Source organism: Gilliamella sp. B2887, from assembly GCF_026537015.1.
Classification (GTDB): Bacteria; Pseudomonadota; Gammaproteobacteria; order Enterobacterales; family Orbaceae; genus Gilliamella.
In genome coordinates, this window is record NZ_JAFNMX010000010.1 from 42737 (window position 1) to 67531 (window position 24795).

Annotated in this window: 25 protein-coding genes; 17 read left to right on the forward strand and 8 right to left on the reverse strand. The window is 34.8% G+C overall.

Going from position 1 to position 24795, the window contains the following annotated elements:
* Nucleotides 1-12: 12 nt before the first annotated feature.
* Nucleotides 13-381, reverse strand: a complete 369-nt coding sequence (gene folB, locus J3U13_RS08630; protein WP_267341488.1) for a dihydroneopterin aldolase — start codon at nt 379-381, stop codon at nt 13-15.
* A 98-nt stretch (nt 382-479) separates the two neighbouring features.
* Between folB and rsmE the strand changes: the two genes are divergently transcribed.
* From rsmE to J3U13_RS08670, 8 genes are all read left to right on the forward strand, one after another.
* On the forward strand, nt 480-1205 hold the full coding sequence (gene rsmE / locus J3U13_RS08635) for a 16S rRNA (uracil(1498)-N(3))-methyltransferase (RefSeq protein ID WP_267341489.1): 726 nt from the start codon (nt 480-482) through the stop codon (nt 1203-1205).
* A gap of 194 nt (nt 1206-1399) precedes the next feature.
* Nucleotides 1400-2356 (forward strand): glutathione synthase, encoded by a 957-nt coding sequence (gene gshB / locus J3U13_RS08640; protein ID WP_267341490.1) that lies wholly within the window; start codon nt 1400-1402, stop codon nt 2354-2356.
* Between the two features lie 2 nt (nt 2357-2358).
* Nucleotides 2359-2826: a GNAT family N-acetyltransferase gene (locus J3U13_RS08645; protein WP_267341491.1), complete on the forward strand. Its 468-nt coding sequence runs from the start codon at nt 2359-2361 to the stop codon at nt 2824-2826.
* Between the two features lie 4 nt (nt 2827-2830).
* Nucleotides 2831-3388, forward strand: a complete 558-nt coding sequence (locus tag J3U13_RS08650) for a YqgE/AlgH family protein (protein ID WP_267341492.1) — start codon at nt 2831-2833, stop codon at nt 3386-3388.
* A gap of 3 nt (nt 3389-3391) precedes the next feature.
* Entirely contained in the window at nt 3392-3802 is a 411-nt protein-coding gene (ruvX, locus tag J3U13_RS08655; RefSeq protein ID WP_267341493.1) for a Holliday junction resolvase RuvX, read from the forward strand.
* 100 nt (nt 3803-3902) lie between these two features.
* Complete coding sequence (gene purM, locus J3U13_RS08660; protein ID WP_267341494.1) at nt 3903-4943, forward strand: phosphoribosylformylglycinamidine cyclo-ligase; 1041 nt, start codon at nt 3903-3905, stop codon at nt 4941-4943.
* 345 nt (nt 4944-5288) lie between these two features.
* On the forward strand, nt 5289-8831 hold the full coding sequence (nifJ, locus tag J3U13_RS08665; RefSeq protein WP_267341495.1) for a pyruvate:ferredoxin (flavodoxin) oxidoreductase: 3543 nt from the start codon (nt 5289-5291) through the stop codon (nt 8829-8831).
* A gap of 259 nt (nt 8832-9090) precedes the next feature.
* Nucleotides 9091-10278, forward strand: coding sequence for a pyridoxal phosphate-dependent aminotransferase (locus J3U13_RS08670; RefSeq protein WP_416380585.1), 1188 nt, complete (start codon nt 9091-9093; stop codon nt 10276-10278).
* A 120-nt stretch (nt 10279-10398) separates the two neighbouring features.
* Here J3U13_RS08670 and J3U13_RS08675 read toward each other — a convergent pair whose 3' ends face one another.
* The 4 genes from J3U13_RS08675 to zapB form a co-directional block, all read right to left on the reverse strand.
* Nucleotides 10399-10953, reverse strand: coding sequence for a C40 family peptidase (locus tag J3U13_RS08675; RefSeq protein ID WP_267341497.1), 555 nt, complete (start codon nt 10951-10953; stop codon nt 10399-10401).
* Nucleotides 10901-12259 carry a DUF3482 domain-containing protein gene (locus J3U13_RS08680; protein ID WP_267341499.1) on the reverse strand — a complete coding sequence of 453 codons (1359 nt, stop codon included), beginning with the start codon at nt 12257-12259 and terminating at the stop codon, nt 10901-10903. Before J3U13_RS08680 ends, J3U13_RS08675 begins: the two co-directional genes overlap by 53 nt.
* Before the next feature lies 1 nt (nt 12260).
* Nucleotides 12261-13565, reverse strand: a complete 1305-nt coding sequence (locus tag J3U13_RS08685) for a DUF2868 domain-containing protein (protein WP_267341501.1) — start codon at nt 13563-13565, stop codon at nt 12261-12263.
* 76 nt (nt 13566-13641) lie between these two features.
* Nucleotides 13642-13887: a cell division protein ZapB gene (zapB, locus tag J3U13_RS08690; protein WP_267341502.1), complete on the reverse strand. Its 246-nt coding sequence runs from the start codon at nt 13885-13887 to the stop codon at nt 13642-13644.
* A 99-nt stretch (nt 13888-13986) separates the two neighbouring features.
* On the opposite strand from zapB, the gene tpiA reads away from it, so the two are divergent.
* Complete coding sequence (gene tpiA, locus J3U13_RS08695) at nt 13987-14751, forward strand: triose-phosphate isomerase (RefSeq protein ID WP_267341503.1); 765 nt, start codon at nt 13987-13989, stop codon at nt 14749-14751.
* A 66-nt stretch (nt 14752-14817) separates the two neighbouring features.
* Here the strand turns inward: tpiA and J3U13_RS08700 are convergent, their stop codons facing one another.
* Nucleotides 14818-15042: a helix-turn-helix domain-containing protein gene (locus tag J3U13_RS08700; RefSeq protein WP_038517432.1), complete on the reverse strand. Its 225-nt coding sequence runs from the start codon at nt 15040-15042 to the stop codon at nt 14818-14820.
* Nucleotides 15043-15188: 146 nt separating this feature from the next.
* Here J3U13_RS08700 and J3U13_RS08705 point away from each other — a divergent pair, with 146 nt between their 5' ends.
* The 8 genes from J3U13_RS08705 to J3U13_RS08740 all read left to right on the forward strand — a co-directional run bounded on the left by J3U13_RS08705 (nt 15189) and on the right by J3U13_RS08740 (nt 23660).
* On the forward strand, nt 15189-15875 hold the full coding sequence (locus J3U13_RS08705) for a LexA family transcriptional regulator (protein WP_267341507.1): 687 nt from the start codon (nt 15189-15191) through the stop codon (nt 15873-15875).
* Nucleotides 15876-16131: 256 nt separating this feature from the next.
* Nucleotides 16132-17250, forward strand: a complete 1119-nt coding sequence (gene mnmA, locus J3U13_RS08710; protein ID WP_267341508.1) for a tRNA 2-thiouridine(34) synthase MnmA — start codon at nt 16132-16134, stop codon at nt 17248-17250.
* A 1-nt stretch (nt 17251) separates the two neighbouring features.
* Complete coding sequence (hflD, locus tag J3U13_RS08715; protein ID WP_267341509.1) at nt 17252-17899, forward strand: high frequency lysogenization protein HflD; 648 nt, start codon at nt 17252-17254, stop codon at nt 17897-17899.
* Between the two features lie 47 nt (nt 17900-17946).
* The gene (purB, locus tag J3U13_RS08720) at nt 17947-19314 is read left to right on the forward strand and encodes an adenylosuccinate lyase (protein WP_267341511.1); all 1368 of its coding nucleotides are present in this window, start codon (nt 17947-17949) and stop codon (nt 19312-19314) included.
* A gap of 124 nt (nt 19315-19438) precedes the next feature.
* Nucleotides 19439-20362 (forward strand): hydroxymethylbilane synthase, encoded by a 924-nt coding sequence (gene hemC / locus J3U13_RS08725; protein WP_267341512.1) that lies wholly within the window; start codon nt 19439-19441, stop codon nt 20360-20362.
* Nucleotides 20359-21087, forward strand: a complete 729-nt coding sequence (locus J3U13_RS08730) for a uroporphyrinogen-III synthase (RefSeq protein ID WP_267341514.1) — start codon at nt 20359-20361, stop codon at nt 21085-21087. Before hemC ends, J3U13_RS08730 begins: the two co-directional genes overlap by 4 nt.
* A 226-nt stretch (nt 21088-21313) precedes the next feature.
* A complete protein-coding gene (locus tag J3U13_RS08735) occupies nt 21314-22750 on the forward strand; it encodes a uroporphyrinogen-III C-methyltransferase (protein WP_267341515.1) in 1437 nt (478 codons plus the stop codon).
* Between the two features lie 7 nt (nt 22751-22757).
* On the forward strand, nt 22758-23660 hold the full coding sequence (locus tag J3U13_RS08740; RefSeq protein ID WP_267341516.1) for a heme biosynthesis HemY N-terminal domain-containing protein: 903 nt from the start codon (nt 22758-22760) through the stop codon (nt 23658-23660).
* 47 nt (nt 23661-23707) lie between these two features.
* Here the strand turns inward: J3U13_RS08740 and J3U13_RS08745 are convergent, their stop codons facing one another.
* Both J3U13_RS08745 and J3U13_RS08750 read right to left on the reverse strand, forming a co-directional pair.
* Nucleotides 23708-24031, reverse strand: coding sequence for an AzlD domain-containing protein (locus J3U13_RS08745; protein WP_267341517.1), 324 nt, complete (start codon nt 24029-24031; stop codon nt 23708-23710).
* Nucleotides 24028-24723, reverse strand: a complete 696-nt coding sequence (locus J3U13_RS08750; RefSeq protein ID WP_267341519.1) for an AzlC family ABC transporter permease — start codon at nt 24721-24723, stop codon at nt 24028-24030. The genes J3U13_RS08745 and J3U13_RS08750 overlap by 4 nt, the downstream gene beginning before the upstream one ends.
* Nucleotides 24724-24795: the final 72 nt, after the last annotated feature.

The window sequence follows — 24795 nt, forward strand, 5'->3', positions numbered from 1 at the left end:
TTAAAACCCCGATTAACTAGCGGATCGTTCAATTACTACCGCAACATTGCACGCATTAGCAATCGCATTAGGTTTTGAAACTTTCACTTTTAACCATTGTACAGCAAACTTTTGTATAACTAATTCTGCTGTACGTTCTGCAACGCATTCTATAAGCTCAAATTGAGTCGATTGAATAAAACTGGTTATCGCTTGACTTACCAAAAAATAATCCAAACACAGTGAAACATCATCACTTTCACCCGCAGGTTTATTGTCCCATGACATTTCAATATCAAGTATTAACTTTTGTTTTATGGTCTTTTCCCATTCATAAACACCAATGGTTGTCAGGACGGTAAGACCTTCAACGATTACTTTGTCTTTGCTATTAATTTTCATAGTTAATTCCAATTGCTGATCTGCATTAAATAGAGATTACCGAATCTTGATAAATTACGCTATAATTTATTGCAACATATAAGAAGAAATTAGTAATTATGACTCGAATATTTCAACCTTTTCACATAAATCAAAACAGCCTTATTACTTTAAATGATGATGCGTTTAATCATCTTATACGGGTACTAAGAATGAAAATAGGTGAAGAAATCATCTTATTTGATGGTTCGAATCACATCACCCCTGCTATTATTCATGAAATAAATAAAAAATCAGTTACAGTAAAAACGACAAAAACAGTTTTAGATAATCGTGAATCTCTTTTGAACATTCATTTAGGACAAGTGATTTCGCGTGGCGAAAAAATGGAATTTACCATTCAAAAATCCGTGGAATTAGGCGTTAACACTATTACTCCCCTATTATCTGAACGTTGTGGTGTTAAGTTAGACGAAGAAAGAATGAATAAAAAAGTCCAACAATGGCAAAAAATCGTGATTTCAGCCTGTGAGCAATGTGGTCGTAATGTGATACCCGTCATCAACCCTGTAATGAAACTCGAAAATTGGTGCGCAAGTTTAACAAGTCCGTTAAGGTTAAATTTACACCCAAAAGCGCAACATGGTGTTAAGCAATTACCTTATGATCAACATAATATTAGTTTATTAATTGGTCCTGAGGGTGGTTTGACTGATGCTGAAATCAATATGACACATCGATTTGATTTTACTGATATACTACTTGGTCCACGTATATTACGCACGGAAACTGCAGCTCTTACAGCAATTACAGCCTTACAAGTGTATTTAGGTGATTTAGGTTAATGAATTAATAATAAGATAATAAATCTGTATTTGCATCTAGACCAGTTACGAGTATGATAGTTAGCAATGTTCTCATAATAGTGGGTAACACTATATCATAATATGTTTCAAATATACTTTTAAACTTGTATAACTTAAATATATGTTATCATCATAAATGTCGATAAAACTAATAAAGTCAGTAAGGAGTTACCATGATTAAGCTTGGTATAGTAATGGATCCCATTAGTCATATTAAAATTAAAAAAGACACAAGTTTTGCTATGCTACATGAAGCACAAAAACGCGGATACCAACTTTTTTATATGGAAATGAATGATCTTTTTTTACGTAATGGCGAAGCTTACGCAACGACAAAGACATTAAAGGTTTATAACGACCATTCCCATTGGTTTGATTTTACCGAAGAGCAAACAATACCATTGAGTGATCTTGATGTTATTTTGATGCGTAAAGATCCACCCTTTGATACCGAATTTATATATGCAACGTATATTCTTGAACGAGCTGAAGCAAAAGGTGTATTAGTGGTTAATAAACCACAAAGTTTACGAGATTGTAATGAAAAACTCTTTACGGCTTGGTTTGCGCAATTTACGCCTGAAACATTGGTCACTCGGCAAACTCAACATATCAAAGCGTTTCATCAACAATATTCTGATATTATTTTAAAACCACTGGACGGTATGGGAGGATCTTCAATTTTTAGAATCAAGCAAGGCGATCCAAACGTATCTGTTATTATTGAAACATTAACTGAACACAATACACGTTATTGTATGGCGCAAACTTATATACCAGCTATAACAAATGGGGATAAACGGGTTTTAATTGTTGATGGTGAACCTGTACCTTTTTGTCTAGCAAGAATACCACAAAAAGGTGAAACACGAGGTAACCTAGCGGCAGGTGGTCATGGTGAAGTGAGAGCATTAAACGAAAGTGATTGGCATATTGCTAAAAGTGTTGCTCCTACTCTAAAAGAAAAAGGATTATTATTTGTAGGTTTGGACATTATCGGTGATAAACTCACTGAAATTAATGTTACTAGCCCAACCTGTGTTCGTGAAATTGAAGCAGAAAATCCAAATCTTTCAATTACTGGCATGCTTATGGATGCCATTGAACGTCGATTAAATAAGTTGAGTTAAAAATGATAAGAGAATTTAAAAGTACTGATTTAGATAAAGTCATGGCAATATGGTTACAAGGTAATGAACAAGCACATAACTTTATTGATAGTAATTTTTTCAAACAAAATTTTGATATTGTAAAAATGTTGATCCCAATGTCAACCGTGTATGTTCAAGATCTTGATGGAGTTAAAGGCTTTATTGGTATAACTGAAAATTATATTTCAGGGTTATTTGTTGAACAAAATTATCGTCAACAAGGTACAGGTAAAGCTTTGGTTAATAAAGCTAAACAACGCTATAATCAACTTTTTGTTCACGTCTATAAAAAAATACTGATGCAATTAACTTTTTTCTTTCACAAAACTTTGAAATCATATCAGAATCAATCAATGAAGAAAGCAATGAATCAGAATTATTATTACGTTGCGATATTGAGCATAATGTTAAAATTGGTAAATGTGCTTTATAAACAATTGAAGATGTGAGCATATGAATTTAAAAAATCATTTTATTATCGCTATGCCGAACATGAACGATGTATTATTTAGTCGTTCTGTTGTATATATTTGTGAGCATAACCGTGATGGTGCCATGGGCATTATTATCAATAAACCCATTATTGAACTGAATATTTCAACGATACTAACCCGTCTTGAAATTACTGCATCAAGAAATTGTGCCGAACTTGAATATCCTGTATTTGCAGGGGGGCCGATTGCAGAAGAACAAGGCTTTATATTACACACACCACAAACGGGTTTTTCATCGAGTATTCAAATTTCTGATGATGTCATGATAACCACATCTCTGGATTTGTTAAAATCCATTGGTACCAGTCAACAACCTAAAGATCTTTTATTGGCATTGGGTTATTCCAGTTGGCAACCGTTGCAACTTGAAGATGAAGTTGCTAGAAATGATTGGTTGGTTGCTGATGCTGACGCTAAAATTATTTTTGAAATTCCTTTTGAAAATCGCTGGGAAAAAGCAGCCGAATCATTGGGCGTCAATATGAACACTATTTCACACCAAATGGGTAATGCATAACCGATGGCAACAGTAATTGCATTTGATTTTGGCACCTTTAGTATTGGTGCCGCCATTGGTCAGGATGTGACTAGAACAGCTAATCCTCTTTGTTCATTTAAAGCTCGTGACGGCATACCTAATTGGCAACATATTGAAAAAATTCTAAATGAGTGGCAACCTGATTTATTAGTCGTAGGTCTACCGTTAAACATGGATGGAACAGAACAGCCATTAACGGCAAGAGCCCGTAAGTTTGCTAATCGATTACATGGACGCTTTGGTTATCAAGTTCATCTGCAAGATGAACGGTTATCAACAGTTGAAGCGAAATCACGTATTTTTGCTTCTCGTGGTTATCGTGCTCTTGAAAAAGGTCATGTTGATGCTACCTCTGCTGTTATTATTTTAGAAAGTTGGTTTGATAACAATTAGCAAACTGAATTAATTTTTTATTTATTAAATAATTCATCGCCAACAAATTTCAACCTTGCTAAAATAACTAGCAATTTTTCTACTGTAAGGATTGCTCGCTGTGTCAAACAATAAATCTCTCAGTTATAAAGATGCTGGTGTCGATATCGATGCTGGCAATGAACTGGTCAATCGCATTAAATCGGTTGTAAAAGAAACTAAACGCCCAGAAGTATTGGGTGGACTAGGTGGTTTTGGTGCACTGTGTGCTATTCCACAAAAATACAAAGAACCCATTTTAGTATCTGGTACAGATGGTGTTGGTACTAAATTACGTCTTGCAATGGATTTGAACCGCCATGAATCAATTGGTATTGATTTGGTAGCAATGTGTGTTAATGACCTTATTGTTCAAGGGGCTGAACCTTTATTTTTCCTTGACTATTATGCAACGGGAAAACTTAATGTTGATGTTGCTACAACAGTTGTTACAGGCATTGCAGAGGGTTGTAAACAATCGGGGTGTGCATTAGTCGGTGGAGAAACAGCGGAAATGCCAGGCATGTATCATGGCAATGACTATGATTTAGCAGGATTTTGTGTCGGTGTCGTTGAAAAATTGCAAATGATTGATGGTACTAAAGTTCAAGACGGTGATGCATTAATTGCATTAGCATCAAGTGGCATACACTCCAATGGCTATTCACTAGTACGAAAAATTATTGAAGTGAGTGGTGTTAACCCAGTCATTGAACAACTTGAGGGAAAACCACTTGCTGATCATCTGCTTGCACCAACTAAAATTTACGTCAAATCTGTTCTTGATTTAATTGCTCAGATTGAAGATGTTCATGCAATTGTTCATATTACTGGTGGTGGTTTTTGGGAAAACATTCCGCGCGTACTACCCGATGGCACTCAAGCAATAATAAACGAAGCGAGTTGGCAATGGCCACCAATATTTGATTGGTTACAAAAAACCGGTAATATCAGTCGTCATGAAATGTACCGCACTTTTAACTGTGGCGTAGGTTTAATTATTGCTTTGCCAAATTCACTAGTAGAGAAAGCAATCTCTATACTTAAGCAGCATGGTGAAAAAGCATGGTTATTAGGTGAAATTAAATACTCAACATCAACTGACCGCGTTGTGATCAAGTAAGATAACTTTATGATATTATTCTAAAAGTTAACCTCTAGGGTAATATCATTTTTAACAAATTTAATGGGATAAATATTAAAGATTATTGACTTATTATCAATCATTAAATCACTGGATATCTTTATCATACTATGCATTCACCATAACTATTTGTCTATCTGAAAATCTGTTTTTTTGTGTATCCTATTAATATCTCAACAAAAAACTGGACCAATCAGTAATTCAAAAACTTCAACTCAAAATTTAATATAAAAATAACTAAAAGCTATCTTACTTTCTGATACAATAGTTGAAATTTATAATAATTAAGTAATGTCGTAACACTATAAATTACAAGGTTTTTTAATGATCATATCAGATGCTAATAGCGCGGTATCCTCCGTCGCTTATCGTGCAAACGAAGTCATTGCCATTTATCCAATTACTCCTAGTTCTTCAATGGCCGAGCAAGCCAGCACATGGGCAGAATTTGATAAGCCCAATGTATTTGGTGATATTCCAAGAGTCGTTGAAATGCAATCCGAAGCAGGTGCAATTGCAACTGTACATGGTGCATTAATGACTGGTGCATTAGCAACATCGTTTACATCATCACAAGGATTATTGTTGATGATTCCTTCTCTGTATAAAATAGCAGGTGAACTTACACCATTTGTCTTACATGTTGCTGCACGTACAGTTGCGACGCATGCTTTGTCAATTTTTGGTGATCATTCTGATGTTATGTCCATTCGACAAACTGGTTTTGCTATGCTTTGTTCTAGCTCCGTCCAAGAAGCACAAGATTTAGCATTAATCTCACAAATTGCCAGTTTTAATAGCCGAATTCCATTTGTCCATTTTTTTGACGGTTTCCGAACATCACATGAAGTTAATAAGATTTATCCTCTTTCAGATGAAGACATTCATAATCTTTTGCCGCATGAAGCAATTAAAGCCTATCGTTCACAAGCACTGACACCTGATAAACCGGTGATCCGAGGTACGTCTGCTAATCCTGATACTTATTTTCAATGTCGAGAAGCAATTAACAGTTATTATGATAATGCCTATCAGCACGTTGTTGATGCTATGACGACTTTTGAAAAACAAACAGGTCGAAAATATCAACCTTTTGAGTATTATGGTGCCAGTGATGCTGAGCGAATCATTATAATTATGGGCTCAGGCGCGAGTACCAGTAAAGAAGTTGTTGATCATCTTCTTAAAGAAAATCAAAAAGTCGGCATAGTGATTGTTCGATTGTTTCGTCCATTTTCAGCTCAACATTTACTTGCTGTCATTCCCAATAGTGTTAAAAAAATTGCGGTATTGGATAGAACTAAAGAACCAGGTGCTCAAGCAGAACCTTTATACTTAGATGTTATGACAGCTTTTGCTGAGAGCTTATCTCGTGGAGAACGTAACCTAATGCCAAAGATTGTAGGAGGACGTTACGGATTATCCTCTAAAGAGTTTGATCCCCGCTGTGTACTTGGCATTTTTAACGAGCTTGATTTAGATAAACCAAGACCTCGATTTACCGTGGGCATATATGATGATATTACAGGCCTATCATTACCACTACCAGATAAGTCTATTCCACAAAAATCTGCTCTAGAAGCACTGTTTTACGGTCTCGGTAGTGATGGAACGGTTTCTGCAACCAAAAATAATATTAAAATAATTGGGGATAGTTCACCTTTTTATGTACAAGGTTTTTTTGTTTATGATTCCAAAAAAGCAGGTGGATTAACAACATCTCACTTACGAGTAAGCTTAGATCCAATTGATTCACCTTATTTGATTACCAGCGCACATTTTATTGGTTGTCATCAAGACCAATTTATAGATAAATATCAGATTGTCGATAAACTCAAAGATGATGGTATTTTCTTACTTAATACCCCTTATAATAAAGACGAAATTTGGCATCGTTTACCTAAAGAAGTTCAGGTGCAATTAATTAAGAAAAGAGCCCATTTTTATATAATTAATGCCGCTAAAATTGCGCGTGAATGTAACTTAGGAGCAAGAATTAATACTGTCATGCAGGCGGCTTTTTTTCATCTATCTGATATATTTAAAAATGATTTTAGCATCGCACAATTAAAAGAAGTCATTGCCAAAAGTTACAGTAGTAAAGGTCAAGAATTAGTTGAAAATAACTGGAAAGCATTAGATTTGGCCATCACTTCGCTTGAACAAATCCCATTAAGTTGTGTGGATCAAAGTAGTCCATCAATGCCACCAATTGTACCAAACAATGCGCCAGACTTTGTAAAAACCGTTACCGCAACTATGTTAGCAGGTTTAGGTGATAATTTACCTGTTTCGGCATTTCCACCTGATGGCATTTGGCCAACTGGCACCACAAAATGGGAAAAACGCAATATTGCTGAGGAAATTCCAATTTGGAAATCAGAGTTGTGTACTCAATGCAATCATTGTGTAGTTGCCTGTCCACATGCCGCCATTCGAGCCAAAGTGGTCGAGCCTGATGCAATACTTAATGCCCCTGATACATTAGACTCGCTGGAAGTTAAAGCTCGTGATATGAAAGGTCAACGTTATGTATTGCAAGTAGCTCCGGAAGATTGTACTGGCTGTAACTTATGTGTTGAGGTGTGTCCATCTCGTGATCGTAGTAACTTTGATATAAAAGCAATTAATATGCAATCTCGGATTGATAACCTTGAAACACAGCGAGTTAATTATGAGTTCTTTTCTCAATTACCGGATCGTGACATCAAATCACTCGAACGTATAGATATACGAACATCTCAATTAATTACACCATTATTTGAATATTCGGGAGCTTGCGCTGGTTGTGGTGAAACATCTTATATAAAATTATTAACACAACTTTATGGCGATCATCTAGCTATTGCCAATGCAACGGGCTGCTCCTCTATCTATGGTGGTAATTTACCGTCAACGCCTTATACTACCGATCGTTCTGGTCGCGGACCTGCATGGGCTAATTCATTATTTGAAGACAATGCTGAATTTGCTTTAGGTTACCGCATTACTTATAACCAACATAGAAAACGTGCTTTACGTCTACTTGATCATCTAGCTGGTGAGATTTCTCCAGAAATTGCAATCACCTTGCAATCTTCAGATGCAACCATCGCTGAAAAAAGAATGCAGGTTGACTTATTACGAGAGCAATTAAAACATATTGATTCCGTCGAAGCCAAAGAGTTATTAGACGATGCCAATTATCTGATTGATAAATCTGTGTGGGCAATTGGTGGAGATGGTTGGGCTTATGACATCGGTTTTGGTGGACTTGACCATGTGATGAGTTTAACCGATAACATCAATATTTTAGTACTAGATACTCAGTGTTACTCTAATACTGGTGGCCAACAGTCCAAAGCAACACCTATGGGCGCTGTATCTAAATTTGCTGATTTGGGTAAACATAAAGCACGGAAAGATTTAGGCGTCAGTGTTATGATGTATGGGCATGTCTATGTAGCTCAAGTCGCTTTAGGATCTCAGCTTAACCAAACATTAAAGGCCTTACAAGAAGCCGAAGCTTATGATGGTCCATCACTTGTCATTGCTTATAGTCCTTGTGAAGAACATGGTTATGATCTAGCAAAATCCCACGAACAGATGAAAGATCTAGTGAAATCAGGGTTCTGGCCTCTGTATCGCTACGATCCTCGCCGCGCTGCTGAAGGAAAACCGGGATTAATTTTAGATTCAAAATCACCAAATAGTGAAGCGCTATCGAGCATTTTACTTAAAGAACAAAGATTCCGACGTTTAGAAACCTTAGAACCTCAGGTCGCTAATATGCTACACACACGCTCGACAAAAATGGTTGAATCAAAATATAGGTTTTTACAAATGCTAGCAAGTTATTCGGATATTGAAACTCCACCTGATAGTTAATTAAGTATTAATGGTGCCTTTTTATAAACTAATGAATAAACCAGTTATTACCTAAAAAATGATAACTGGTTTTTCTATGCACTTTTTGTGCAATAAAGCATCATAGTTGTGCATTTTTTAACAAACATCGATTGCGAATTTTCTTCTTTTATCATTTCATACCTATAAATCAATGAAACTAATCTATTTTTTTAATTGGTATCATTTTTGCATTGATAATAATCGACTACATAAGGATCAATTAAACATGAGGTGAATCATGGTGTCTAATATAAATATCAATAGAAGAAAACTATTAACGTTTTCAAGTGCAGCAATAGCGGGATTGTCTATTAATCAATTTTTATCTAAAGCTTATGCACAACAAGTACAAAACACGATTTCATATACACTACCAATGATTGATAAGGTAGTTATGCCCGATGCAAACAATCCAGTCAGGCTTAATTTTAATGAAAATGCTCTTGGTATGTCACCTAATGCCAAACAAGCGGCAATCAACGCTGTTCCTAAAGCTAATCGCTATGCTAAAGCAGAAATACCATTACTTAATATAAGATTAGCTAAACACCATAATGTCAATGAATCTCAAATCTTATTAACAGATGGTTCATCAGAAGGGATTCGTAGTGCTATTGCCGCCTATGTAAAGCCTGATACGCAATTGGTCATACCAGAACTTACGTATAGTGATGGAGAACACTTCGCTAAAATTTTTAATTTGCATATCAGCAAAGTACCAAGTTTACCGGATTGGCAAATCGATTTAAGAGGCTTACAAAAAGCTGTGGAGAATTATAAAGGCTCATCGATTGTTTATTTAGTTAATCCTAATAATCCGACTTCGACTGTTTTAGCAACTGATGCCATAGAATCATGGATAAAAAACAAGCCTAAAAATACTATTTTTATTGTTGATGAGGCTTATGCTGAGTTTGTTAACGATCCAGCCTACAAATCAGTCGATCATCTCATTGCAGAAGGTTGTGAAAATATCATATTACTCAAAACTTTTTCAAAAATTCATGCTATGGCAGGTTTACGTGTAGGTTATGCTGTTAGTTCCGTCGAAAATATTAAACATATTACCCAATATGTGGCTGGTGAAAAACTTAACTACTGTGGTGTTTGTGCAGCATTAGCCTCAATGGATGATCAGACATTTTTAACTTATTCAAAAAAAGCTGTTGATGTTTCTCGTCAGATCATGGAAAACGTCTTATCCGATCTAGGTTTGTATTACTTAAAATCTGAAACCAATTTTATGTTCCATAAAAGTCCAATTGATTTAAAAGCATATCGGGACTTAATGAAAAGTAACTTTATTTTGATTGGAAGAGATTTTGAACCGGCTAAGCAATGGTGTCGTATTTCACTCGGAACACCTGGAGAAATGCTATATGTAGCGAATATTATGCGGGGATTGAAAGAAAAAGGTAAAATTTAACTCTTAATTGATTTTAAGAAATAGTGTTGTTAACAAAAATCAAGCTCTCTAAATTAAATAATCTTTAGAGAGCCTATCATTATCAATACATTGAATAAAATAAGGCAAGCAGCTTTCTATTTAACTGCCAATTACTCGACGAGTCATCCAGTAACGTTTTTTCCAGTAATCATCATTCAGATTTGAATAAGTAACGCCTTTTGATGTTGAAGCATGTAAAAATTTACCATCCGCATAATAGATACCAACATGTAAACCACTACGACTGCGGCCTGTTTTGAAAAAGACTAAATCACCCGCTTGAGGTTTAGTCACTTTATAACCCAATTGAGCCTGCTCAGCCGCGCTTCTTGGTACTTTTTTAGAAAGTTTATTTTTGAAAAAATTAACAACTAAACCTGAACAATCACTACCATCTAAAGTCGTACCACCATAACGGTATGGGGTGTTATGCCATTTTTTATAATGGGAATCAATTTTGGCTAACATTACCGCATTTTTTTTAGCTGCTTTTGCTGATGTAGGTCCAGAACTGGTATTCACAGTAGCTGTCGTACTACTGCTGCAACCGAATAACATAAACATAGAAAGCAGTAATGTGATAAAAAAACGTTTTTTTACACTAAAAAAGGTGTTCGGCAACATTTTCAATTGTCGATTGTCTTTTTTTGTCATTTCTTTTTGTTCCTTTATTTAACGTCGACCAATGCGAATAACGCCTTGCTACTTTCAAACTTTTAGGTAAAATCCCTTTTTTCCATTCTTTAGTCTCTAGTTTAGACAATTTAATAGGGCAAGTGTTCGCATGGCTGCGATGATTTAAACTCTCTTTTAGACTAACAAGTCGTAACGAAAGATAACAAATAATAATATCATCAACACTTAATTTATTATAACCAGAAAGCTGATAACGCATTCTGGAGCCATAATGCTTAGCTGTTTGCACTAAACTACCTAAAGCACCACCAATTAGCGTTGCAGAACCAAGCGTAATGCCACCAGTAACGAAATCAATACTTGCACCAATTGTAGCACCTGACACAAAACCTTTCGTCAAATGCATGCCCATTGTTGTTAGGGCATCTATATTAAATAGATCGGCATTATAACGACCTTTTAACAAAGGTAAACACTCTTCACTTTCTAAAGCAGAGTTAAACTGATAAAGTTTTAACAGATCATTGATTGCCAACTGTTCTCGCGCTCTTACTTGATTTTGCATATCAACAATAGCTTGTTTATCATCAGATTTGGTCATTTTGTAGAAAGCAGTGACATCAACTAAAGCTTCAGCAATTATCAAATTAGCTTTTTTATTGCGAGTTTCATGCATTTGCGTAATTTTATTCAGCCATTGATCTAAAATCCATTTTGCTGGCTCAATTAGCAAAGATAAACTTTTATACAATCGCTCTTCGCCATCAATTGGCGGTACGATTGCATCGAACTTTATGATAGCATGAATACCAAGTCGAGAAAGTAATTTTTTCCATTTATTTTCATTCTGTTGTCCACTGGCGGTAAAATTTAACACCGCTAATATCGGTTTAGCACCACTGGCTAATATTGCTAATTCATCATGATATTTATCTAAAATTGGCTCACGCACATCGATTACATAAATTGCTGCATCACTTTTTAATAATTGTCTGATTACTTTAGCTTCTTGATCAAAGGTATTTTCAGCTTCTGGACTCTGCAAAAAAAACGTTAATTTATCTATACCATCAATTTTATTATTCGCTGGTGTTAATTGATGAATGTAATCATACAGTGCCAAACTATCTTCTAAACCAGGTGTGTCATAAAAGATAATAGTGTTTTGATTATCTACAGGCAAGGTAATTGCTTCGACATGTCTTGTTGTGCCAGGTTTATCGGATACATCACCAAAGTTACTATTACGAATTAAAGTGCGTAATAAGGATGTTTTCCCTACATTTGCATGCCCAACCACAGCTAATTTTAATGTCGTTAACATGTTAATATTCCTCATCTAACCACGCTGGTAAAGCTGTTTGTAACGATAACGCTTGCCAATTATAAAATTGTTTACCGTGATTTATAAACCAGATGCGACTTTGTTGCGATTTATTTATCAGTTGATTGATTAAATTTAACATTCCTCTATCAGGTGTCCTATCGGTATCAATAGCTATCAATAACTTCTTTGCTGGAGATAATTGTAAATAGTCAAGAATTTTACGACGTTGCTCACGCGTATTTAAAAAACCTAAAAAAGTCACCGAAATGGGTGGATTCCACTCATCTAGCACATCAATGGCTACCAAGAAAGCACCATCCCCTTCTTTCGCGAAATTTGGCGTTGCGTGTTTAAATTTTACGTTATCTTTCTTATCTTCATCTTCGACATGAAACTTGATAGGTTGTAAATCATCAGCTAATAATTGAAAATCGGGATGTTGAATATTGAATTTAATTTGTCGACAACTTATTAACCAATTAAAACCACAAATTATCATACATAAAAATCGAATTGCTAAACCATAAACAATGAAAACACCGAGCAACCAAATCGCCCAAGCAGAACGTATTTCTCCTGCATTTTGAGCATGTTCACTTAATTTAATCACATCATCATCAGGAATGATAAAACCGATTTTAGAGGGTAACCAACCTAAATAATGAGTCAGGTTGATAATCGTATCAAAACTAAGTAAGGTTGTTTTCCATTCGAAGCTATAATGTTTTGTTGAAAACAAGGCAATAAGTACAATTAACGTACTGCTTAATATTACGGTCCAAAATAGATTGAGTACAAATCCAATTAGCCAACGGATACGTCCTCCAAATAACTCAACAAAAGCTGGAATCAGTTGTTGAACGGTTTTTTTTTGAGAGAACTTTTTTGCTAACCCTAACCACCAATAAATTAAAAAACTACCAGTAAAATTACTAAATAAAAAAGATGAAGCTAACCAAACAAAAAACGTTATTAAGTGAAGACCTAGTAAACTAAAAAGCGCCCAATACAAATTTATTGGATTTTGACTAAGAGTACTAAAAGCCAACGATGCACCACAAATGATAGATAGAAAAACAAATATGAAAAATGAAAGGTTAATTGCTCTTAATAGATTTTTTTGTGCTGCATATAAACCATTTTGTTTTGATAGCATGACCGCACGCATAACGATACGATTAATCAGTGACGTTTGAGTCACTCTTACTTGTCGATTGATATCTTGATCAGCAAATCGCCCAGATTCTTTTTCAATTAAATGAATAGTCTGAGCAATCCACAACGATTTTAACTCTTCTCGCATTATAGTTAATTTTCACAATTAAATTAATGAAATATAAAACAAACGCAAGATAAGCCGCGTTTATAAATAGCGTGAATTATTGGGTGATTTCACCTATTTTAGTTAATAAAGTTTGGATACGTTGCTGCCAAACTTGCTGATCTTGTTTGAGTTTTTCATTTTCTTCGCGTAATGCTTTCATTTCGTCTGAACTGTCATTGATCAACTGTTCCAATTCTTGATTACCTTGTTTTAAAGTAGCAATTTCTTTTTGCAATGTTGTAATAGTATTAACCGTATGCTGAATTTTATTTTCTAACTGATTTAATATTTCTAATGTCATATTTTTCCTCAAGCTCATATTATTTATGTATAATACTTATCATTATAACGAATTCATTCTAAAATCAACACCTTTTTAAAACTTAAGTTGGAGAAAATTATGCGAAAACCTCTCGTTATGGGTAACTGGAAACTCAATGGTAGTATTGATATGGCTAAAAATTTAGTTGAAGGTTTAAGAAAAGAGCTATCGACAGAAGCAGCATGTGATATTGCTATTGCCCCGCCAGTCGTTTATCTAGACTTTGTAAAACATCAACTAGGCGGTTCTAATATTATTTTAGGTGCTCAAGATGTAGATATTAACCTTTCTGGTGCTTACACTGGTGAAGTTTCAGCGGCAATGTTAAAAGATGTGGGTGTAACTCATGTAATTATCGGTCATTCAGAACGTCGTACTTACCATAAAGAATCAGATGAGTTTATTGCCAAAAAATTTGGTATCTTAAAAGAATCTGGTTTAGTACCTGTACTTTGCATCGGTGAAACAGAAGCCGAAAATGAAGCCGGTCAAACTCAATCGGTATGTGCGCGTCAAATTGATGCTGTTATAAATACGTTAGGTGTTGAAGCATTTAACGGAGCAGTGATTGCTTATGAACCAGTTTGGGCTATTGGTACCGGCAAATCTGCTACACCAGCCCAAGCTCAAGCTGTTCACAAATTCCTCCGTGATCATATCGCAAAACACGATGCAAAAGTTGCTGAACAAGTCATTATTCAATATGGTGGTTCAGTTAATGATAAAAATGCAGCTGAGTTATTTACACAACCTGATATTGATGGGGCTTTAGTCGGAGGTGCATCACTTAAAGCAGATGCTTTTGCAGCGATTGTACGAGCGGCAGAACAGGCTAAAAAATAAATTATCGACGCCTGAAAAGGCGTCTTTTTAAGACAAAATTATAATTCATGTAGTAACAAAAAATAACTATTTTGCTTGAATGCTATAACGTGAAGGCCAAATTGTTTCAACAGAAACTTGTAAATATTCAGCAATAATTCGTTCATACTTAGGGCAATGTCGATATAATGCATTTCTCAAAGTATCAGCTTGTAAGCCACTTGATCTTGATAGCGCTCTTAAGTTTCCACCTCTAATTTTAATTTCACCTACAACTCTTGATGGTGACCAATCTTGATCTTGTTCGCTCATTATGAGATCCTCTTCAGGTTAATTCTTTGCTATTGTAATGATTATCGGCATTACAATGATGGTAAAGTGTTACCGCAAAAAGAATAACACATAAAAAAACGAAACAAAACTATAAAAACGAAAAAATTTATAAAATGGAATAAAAAATGAATGAAAACAATTTTAAAACGCTAAATGAGCACGAAAAAACGAGCATTTTAACGAAAACGGGCGTAATTAACTTTAAAAATAGATTAACTTTATTATTAGAAGGACTATCCGGTAACGCTTTTGCCAAAAAAGTTGGCATGTCAGAAGCTGTAATTCGTGATTATTTATCAGGCAAAACCTATCCATCTTTAAATCGATTAGCAATCATTGCACAAAAATGTGATGTACCCATTGAGTGGTTAGCGACAGGAAAAGGAGAATGTCGTTTACTTACCAATTCTATAGGTACAGAATTAATTCGTATTCCTTTTCATGATCTAACTAAAAATGTTAATCCATTATCACGAATTGAATCCATTCCTTTTGAAATAAATTTGATAAAAAATCAAGGTTGTAAAAGTGAAGATTTAACTGCAGTTTGGGCTAAAGGTGACAGTATGGATCCGACTATATCCAACCATGATATTTTGATCATCAATAAAGCATATTGCAAACCAATAGATGGTTATCTTTACGCGGTACAATATGATGATCAAATTTGTGTAAAGCGAATTCAAAATCAAGGAACTAACTTAGCATTATTATGTGATAATTCTAAGTATCCAACAATATTGGTTGATAAAAACTCACCACAAAATTTTGAAATTATTGGGCATGTTATCTATTTATTAAAGGATTTTTAATAAAAGCCTTCAGATGATATCTTAATAACTCTGTCGTTAAATCATTCGACAGAGTTATTAAACAAATATTAATGCTTTTTTTCTTTTCTCATCAACTTTAAAATCAGTTACAAAAAATATGAAAAAGTTTAAGGCTAACCCTATGTTTTAGTGAAAAACACTCATGTTCAAACATACTGCCATGGGTATAACTTTATGCTTTTTTAGTGAGGTATGATAAAATTATCGTAATTCTTAAGCCTATTATTTTGTTATTATGTCAAAGATAAATACATCTAAAAAAGTTGTTGTCGGCATGTCCGGCGGCGTTGACTCATCTGTTTCAGCTTATTTATTACAGCAACAAGGTTACCATGTTGTTGGCTTGTTTATGAAAAATTGGGAAGAAGATGATACCGAAGAGTATTGTTCTGCGTCCGTCGATTTAGCCGATGCTCAAGCTGTTTGTGATAAATTGAATATCAAATTACACACTATTAACTTTGCAGCTGAATATTGGGATAATGTATTTGAACATTTTTTATCTGAATATAAAGCAGGCAGAACACCAAATCCTGATATTTTATGTAATAAAGAAATTAAATTTAAAGCCTTTCTTGAATATGCTGCAGAAGATCTCGGCGCAGATTACATTGCAACCGGTCATTATGTGCGCAAACGAGAAAGTAATGGTAAAGTTGAATTATTACGTGGTGTCGATAACAATAAAGACCAAAGTTATTTTCTTTACACACTTAGTGAAGCCCAAATTAAGCAAAGCCTATTTCCAGTGGGTGAGCTGGAAAAGCCAAAAGTACGAGAAATTGCCCAACAATTGGGTTTGGCGACGGCAGCTAAAAAAGATTCAACGGGTATCTGTTTTATTGGAGAACGAAAATTTAGCGACTTTTTAGCGCGCTATCTACCGGCAAAAGCAGGCGCAATTCGCACTGTCGATGGTGAAATAATTGGTAAACACCAAGGGCTTATGTATCATACATTAGGGCAGCGTAAAGGCTTAGGCATCGGTGGTTTAAAGCAAGCTGATGATACTCCTTGGTATGTAGTAGATAAAGATTTACACAATAATGAATTAATTGTTGCACAAGGACACGACCATCCTGCTTTATTTTCTGATGGATTAATTGCTAGCCAATTGCATTGGGTTGATCGTCAAGTTATCAGCAAACCATTTACATGTACCGTAAAAACACGTTATCGCCAACAAGATATCGCTTGCCAGGTTACTCCTTTATCCGAAAATAAAATTGAAGTGATATTCACCCATCCTGTTGCTGCGATAACACCAGGACAATCAGCCGTCTTTTATCAAGGAGAAGTATGTCTTGGTGGTGGCATCATTGAAGAGCGAATTATAGGCAGAAAGGAGTCATAGAATGGACAGCAAATATCATCATATTGCAATTGCTCTTGCCGGCATTGCGCAAAGTGCAATATTAATTCCGCAATTAGCAAATTCAGGAATTTGTAATACAACATTATATGAACGCTCGATCAGAAGTGTATTTATAACCTCACCAAAAACAACATTAGAGGTTTATGGTGGCATTAGTAACATTAAAATTGGGTTACAAACACTTATTGAGCTACTTTCATCTGGACAAAAAGAACAGATGGAGATAATGCGTTATATTTTTAGTTCCTTAAATATTACCAATAAATTGCTTAAAAAGCATGATTCATTAAGTAAGATATCTCAAAGATTAACACACATTACTAGTCTTTATCCCGATTTGAATGATGAAATAATTGGTAGTAGTATTGAAGATTTATCCTATTCATTGGCTGGAATCTATTCTGATATTGTAAGCCCTATTTCCACCAAAATACAGATAACAGGTAAAGCCAAATTTTTACAAAATGCTTTTGTTCAGGCTAAAGTGAGAACGGCACTTTTAGGTTGTATTCGATCGGCCATTTTATGGTATCAAGTCGGTGGAAGCCGTTTACAATTTTTGTTTCATCGCAAACGTATTTGTGATGCAGCACAGCAATTATTACAAACAATGAATACAGCTTATTAACGTATATCTTATATTTGATATTTCAAAATAGTCACGGAGTTAAACCGATGGAATTATCCGCACTTACTGCTCTTTCGCCTATTGATGGCCGTTATGGAGAGAAAATAACACAATTACGTACCATTTTTAGCGAATATGGTTTATTAAAATATCGCGTTCAAGTTGAAGTCCGTTGGTTACAAAAATTAGCATCTCAAGAAAATATTCCTGAAGTCCCAGCATTAAGCCAATTAGCGATTGAACACCTTAATCAAATTATTGAAAACTTTAATGAGCAAGATGCATTGCGAATTAAAGAAATTGAAAGAATCACCAATCACGATGTGAAAGCGGTTGAATATTTTTTAAAAGAAAAAGTCAGCAGTAACGAAGAACTACATGCTATCAATGAGTTTATCCATTTTGCCTGTACATCCGAAGATATTAACAATTTATCCTATGCTCTGATGCTAAATATAGCCAAAGAAACGGTTTTAGTACCATATTGGCAACAACTTATTGATAAAATTATTTCGCAAGCAAAGGAGTATCGAGATTTACCATTACTTTCCAGAACGCATGGGCAACCAGCGACACCATCAACAATTGGTAAAGAGTTTGCCAATGTGGCTTATCGACTGCAACGTCAATTAAAACAACTCCAATCTGTTGAGGTATTAGGTAAAATCAATGGTGCAACAGGGAATTACAATGCACATATGGTTGCTTATCCACAAGTGGACTGGCATAAACTGAGTGAAGAATTTGTTTGTTCATTGGGATTAAAATGGAATCCTTATACTACTCAAATTGAACCGCATGATTATATTGCTGAATTTTTCGATTGTGTTGCCCGCTTTAATACCATTATGATTGACTTCGACCGTGATGTATGGGGTTATATTTCATTAAATCATTTTAAACAGAAAACCATTGCAGGTGAAATTGGCTCATCAACCATGCCACATAAAGTCAATCCAATAGATTTTGAAAATTCTGAAGGCAACTTAGGCATTGCTAACGCGATCATGAACCATTTAGGCAGTAAATTACCTATTTCTCGTTGGCAACGTGATCTCACCGACTCAACCGTGTTACGTAATTTAGGTGTTGGTATTGGTTATGCCGTTATTGCTTATCAATCAACGTTAAAAGGATTAAACAAACTTGAAGTTAATCAAACCTATTTGCTTGAAGAACTGAATCGTAATTGGGAAGTGTTAGCCGAACCAATACAAACTGTTATGCGCCGTTATGGAATTGAACAACCATACGAAAAATTAAAAGAATTAACTCGTGGCAAACGTGTAGATGCTCAAGGAATGCAACAATTTATTGAATCATTAGATTTACCAGAACACGAAAAAACACGTTTAAAACAGTTAACACCTGCTAATTATCTTGGCTTCGCTGCCAGTTTTGTCGATAAACTATAATATCTGCTGAACAGCAGTTGAAACAGCTTCGCTAAGGATTGATGATCACAAATCATCCTTAGCCCTATAAAAATAACCGAGTTAACCCAACAAAAAGCACTATTTGTCGAATTAGGAAAATGAATTGAAGATTCGTATTGCAACACGAAAAAGCCCATTAGCATTATGGCAAGCTAATTTTGTTAAACAAAATCTATTACTAGCGCATAAGAACTTAACGGTTGAACTTATACCAATGGTGACTCAAGGTGATATTATACTTGATAGTCCATTATCAAAAATTGGTGGTAAAGGTCTTTTTGTTAAGCAGTTAGAACAGGCAATATTAAATAACGAAGCAGATATTGCGGTTCATTCAATTAAAGACATTCCTGCTCAATTCCCGGATGGTTTAATGCTAGCAACAATTTGCCAAAGAGATGATGTACGAGATGCATTTGTCGCTAATCGATACTCAAGTCTAAATGAGTTACCTGCTGGTGCGATTATTGGTACTTCAAGTTTACGGCGTCAGTGTCAATTGCGAAATCATTATCCCCATTTAATCATTAAAGATCTTCGTGGTAATGTAGGCACACGTCTAAAAAAATTGGATGATGAACAATATGATGCCTTAATTCTAGCGTCCGTCGGATTAAAACGTCTATCTTTAGAACACAGAATTACTCAATACATAGATACCAACATAGTTTTGCCCGCTGTTGGTCAAGGTGCTATTGGTATTGAGAGTCGAGCTGACGACAAACAAACATTGGACATTATTTCTGTTCTTGACGATAAAAGGAGTCGAGCCTGTATCCAAGCTGAAAGAGCAATGAATAATGCCCTACAAGGTGGATGCCAAGTTCCCATTGCCGGTTATTGTCAACTGAAAGATGATGATGAATTAGTCTTACAGGGTCTGGTTGGTCGAGTTAACGGTTCGAAAATAATTAAACATCAACTCATAGGTTCTATAAACGAAGCTGAATCATTAGGTGAAAAACTTGCTAAATGGTTATTAAATAAAGGTGCAAGTTCAATTTTAACGGAATTATTGGGCGCATGATTTTTGTAACCAGACCATCACCAGAGGGTGAAAAATTGACTGAGTTGTTTAATCAAGCCGGTCTATATGCACAACATTTACCTTTTTTTAAAATTTCACAAGGTCGTGACATTCTTAAATTACAGTATCAGTTAAACCAGCTATTACCCAATGATATAGTGATAGTGGTTTCACCCCAAGTAACTCATGCCATTAATCATAATGTTACTAAATTGATCTTGCCAGCGGGCATTCGTTATTTTGCAATAGGCAAAAAATCAGCACAATTATTTATGCAATTTGCTCAAGTTGACGTTTTTTATCCTGATAGAGAAGACAGTGAAGGATTATTAGCGTTACTTCAAAATCATCCTGTAAATCAACGTACAGTTCTAATCTTATGTGGTAATTCTGGTCGAAAATTATTGGAACAAACTTTAATGCGTCGCCAAGCCAAAGTAAAATTAATTGAATGCTATACTCGAATTCCCATGAGTTATCGAAAAGATGTTTTATCAAAGCACATCTCAAAACAACTTATTATCATTACCAGTCTAGAACACCTAAATCAACTGGAATCCTATAGTAGTAATGTACACAAAACGGTGAGTCATTTAATCGTAACCAGCCAAAGAATTTTTACAAAAGCTAGAGAGTTACAATGGCGCAATGTTTTATTAATAAAAAGTGCCGACAATCAAACCATCTTTAATGCAGTAAAACAAAACTTCTCTTTCCCTTTGTAATAAAATCAACCGATTATTAAAACACTCATGCTTAAATAATGAGCGCATTTTTTTATCTTATGGTGTTTTAATATGTAAATTTTTAATTTATTAAAAGTAATAAAAAAGCTGGGCTAAAAAAAGTTATTATGCAAGTTTGATAATTCAAACAGCAAATTTTATTTAAAACTAAGATAACTCTATGTCATAATATTATTAATTATATCAACGCTAAATGAGATCAGTTATGCCATTACGATATTATGGTGCCAATGCCACACTTTCAACGATTAGCACCTCCTCATTTAGTCATTCATCCACGATCACTACTTTAGATAAAGCGAACAAAACTATGAAAGAAGATAATAAAACATCAATAACCGCCCAATCTAGTCCAACAGTTGAAAAAAAAGTCACATCATCTAATGTCAATAAAGCACCTGTATCAAAACTGTCTCTGTTAGCAATAGCATTAGCCATTGGTCTTGGAGGTTTTGTTTTTTATCATGGTCATAAACAAGTTGAAAACCAAAAAAAGACTATTGCTCATTTGCAAACAGAACTGAATAATTTAAAACAAACTACCAAAGATAGTATTATTCATGACATCCAAAATAATATTATTGAAGCAGTGAATAAACAGAATCAAAAAATCAAAACATTTGAACAGAGTGTTGAAGATCAATTGAATGAACAACAAAAATCACAACAACAGTTATCAAATAAAATCAATGATGTATCAAAAATCAGTGAGCAAAACATACATAATATAAATGAGCGTTTAACGTCCATGTCAGCCACAAACTATAGTGTATGGCTAATTTCACAAGCTAATTATTTAGTGCATTTGGCTGGCAGAAAAATCTGGAATGAACACGATTACGCAACCGCTCGGTTATTATTAAAAAATGCAGATGTAAGTCTAGCACAAGCAAATGATCCAAGTTTAATACCAGCAAGACAAGCGATTAATGAAGACATTAATTCACTCTCTAAGGTAAGTCTTATTGATTATGATGGCATTATCATGCAGTTAGTTGGGCTTTCAGAGTCATTGAATAAATTACCCTTAGTAGGAAATTATAAGCAAATAAATTTAGGCATGACACAACATGATGGCGCAGTTACCCCAACCCAAACAGCACCGTCCGATACCGATATAACCCGTGCGCAAAACATAAATTCAGAATCTGATCTTGATAAGCAAGGTATTACTTCATCCATTTCAGATTGGTCAAGTAATTTTCTTACCAGTACAAAAGCCTTTCTGGCTAAATTTTTTACCATTGAAAAAATGGATGAAAAAGACAATAACTTTAAAACCTGTTTATCTAAAGCAGGTTTAGATGAAAAACAAATGCTGAGATGCCAAATTTTAAAAGATCCATTGAGTTTAGAACAATCACTTTATCTACGTGAAAACATTCGTTTTCGACTTTTAATTGCTGCTCAAGCAGTACCTCGACATCAAGAGTTAATTTATCAAAGGGCGCTAAGTGATGCTGCACTTTGGGTGAATGCTTATTTTGATGATAAAGCACCAAGTGTTAAAACTTTTTTAGATGACCTTAACACGCTATTAAACCAATCAATTAGCGACCAATCTGTACCTAATCAATTAGAAAGTACAAATGAGTTAGAAAAATTGATGCGAACTCGTGTTCATTCAATGTTGGCAAAATAGGAGAATAATGATGCTTAAAATATTAATTATTTTCTTAGTGCTAGTGGGTGGATTTTTTCTGGGTCCATTATTACAAGGTCATCAAGGATCAGCCATTTTTGAAGTTGCCAATTATAAGATCAGTATGTCGTTTAATTCCTTCATGATATTAGAATTACTGGGGCTACTTTGTTTATACGTCGTCTATTGGTTTTTTAAAAAAGTCTTTAATTCTAAAACAATGTTAGGTAATTGGTTACGCTCAAAATCGCCTAAAAAATCGGCCAAACGGCTCGAACAAGCTCAAATTTCACTGCTTGAAGGTGATTATAAGCAAGCAAGTAAATTTTTTATGAAAAGTGCTAAAGCCTCAACCAATACAGCGTTATCGTTCTTACTTGCTGCACAGACTCAAATTGACAACGACGAATTGATTCCTGCGAATCAATCTCTAGAACAAGCGGCCAAACGTTGTCAGCCTAATGAATTATTAGCTTATCAATTAGTAAAAACACGTTTACAAATTAAAAACCGTGAATACAGTGCAGCAAAAGCAACAATTGAAAAGTTATTGAATGAGAAACCACGTAATGCGGAAGTATTAAGGCTTGCTGATCAAATCTATTATAATACACAAGATTATCAAGCAATAATTGATCTTATGCCAGCTATGTATAAAGCAGAGGCGTTTAGTGAATCGCAATTAGAACAATTCAAACAAGTTGCCTATGTAAGTCGTATCAAGCAACTATCAACCGATAGTGATCCATTAGCATTAATAAAATGGTGGAATTCACAACCTAAGGCAATTGTTAATAACGTTACTTACAAAAGAGCGATGGTAAATTATCTAAATCAATTAGGTCAAACGGTTGAGGCAGATAAAATTCTTGGATCAATTGCCAAATTAGAACCAAAAGAAAGAACATAAAAATACAGGGCTCTTGCCCTGCTTCTTTCTATCTGAAACAATCATCTTTAAACCAAAAAATACCGAATAGCCGCCATAGAGCACATGCCAACAATTACAATCCACATTAAATTTTTAGTCAAAATAGCAATAAAAATAGTTGGAATAGCTGCTAAACAATACTCAACATTAAGTTCTGGAAACTCGTCCTGTTTTGCAATAAAAAGATTTTGAACAAAAAGAGCCGTTAGTATGCACAAAGGTATATAAGATAAAAACTGGATAACAATTTCGGGCAATTGTATTTTGCGTACCAGTATAAATGGAATCACTCTAAGTAACCAAGTAACCAGACCACACCCTAAAATAATCAATAAGCTATATGTAGTCATGCTTTACGCTCCATTGTAATGCCCATAAAACAACCAGCAAAAGTGCTAATCAGAATTGCCATTTCAGAGGATACAAATCGTAATAACAGAATCAATAAAACGCCAACGGTTAACATCGCAATAAGTCGATTTCTCAAACTTTTGGTTTTATCACTGATTAACTGTAAATACAAAAGTCCGATGAACATTGCAACTAAAGCATAATCTAAACCAAACTTTGTAGGATCGGGCAACCACTCACCAATTAAGGCGCCAATAAAGCAAGATAAAATCCAAGTAATATAAGCAGTTAAATTCAGTCCATGCATCCATGCAGCATCAATAGGTTTTTTGTTAGCGATTGCGTTCATTGCCACAGCAAAGCTTTCATCTGTTAATAGGCTACCAATTCCAATATTGTTGATTAATGAGGACTTTCGGAAAGTCGGTGCGGTCGCCATACTCATTAAAAAATGGCGAGCATTGACTAAAAACACTGTAAAAATAATAGCTGAAATAGGTGTAGCAACTAACATCAATCCGGAAATAATAAATTGTGCTGCCCCTGCATAAATAATCACGGCCAATAAAGTGATTTCTAATACAGATAAATGTGCTGATTTGCCAACAACGCCAGCCGCAATACCAATACCAATGTAACCTAACAAAGTTGGGATACAAGCGTAGACGCCCTCTTTAAAAGTTAATGACATGTTCTTTCCTTAAGAATATAACGATACAACAGATAATAATTATAATTTTTGTAAAAAAAATTCAGGTTAAGC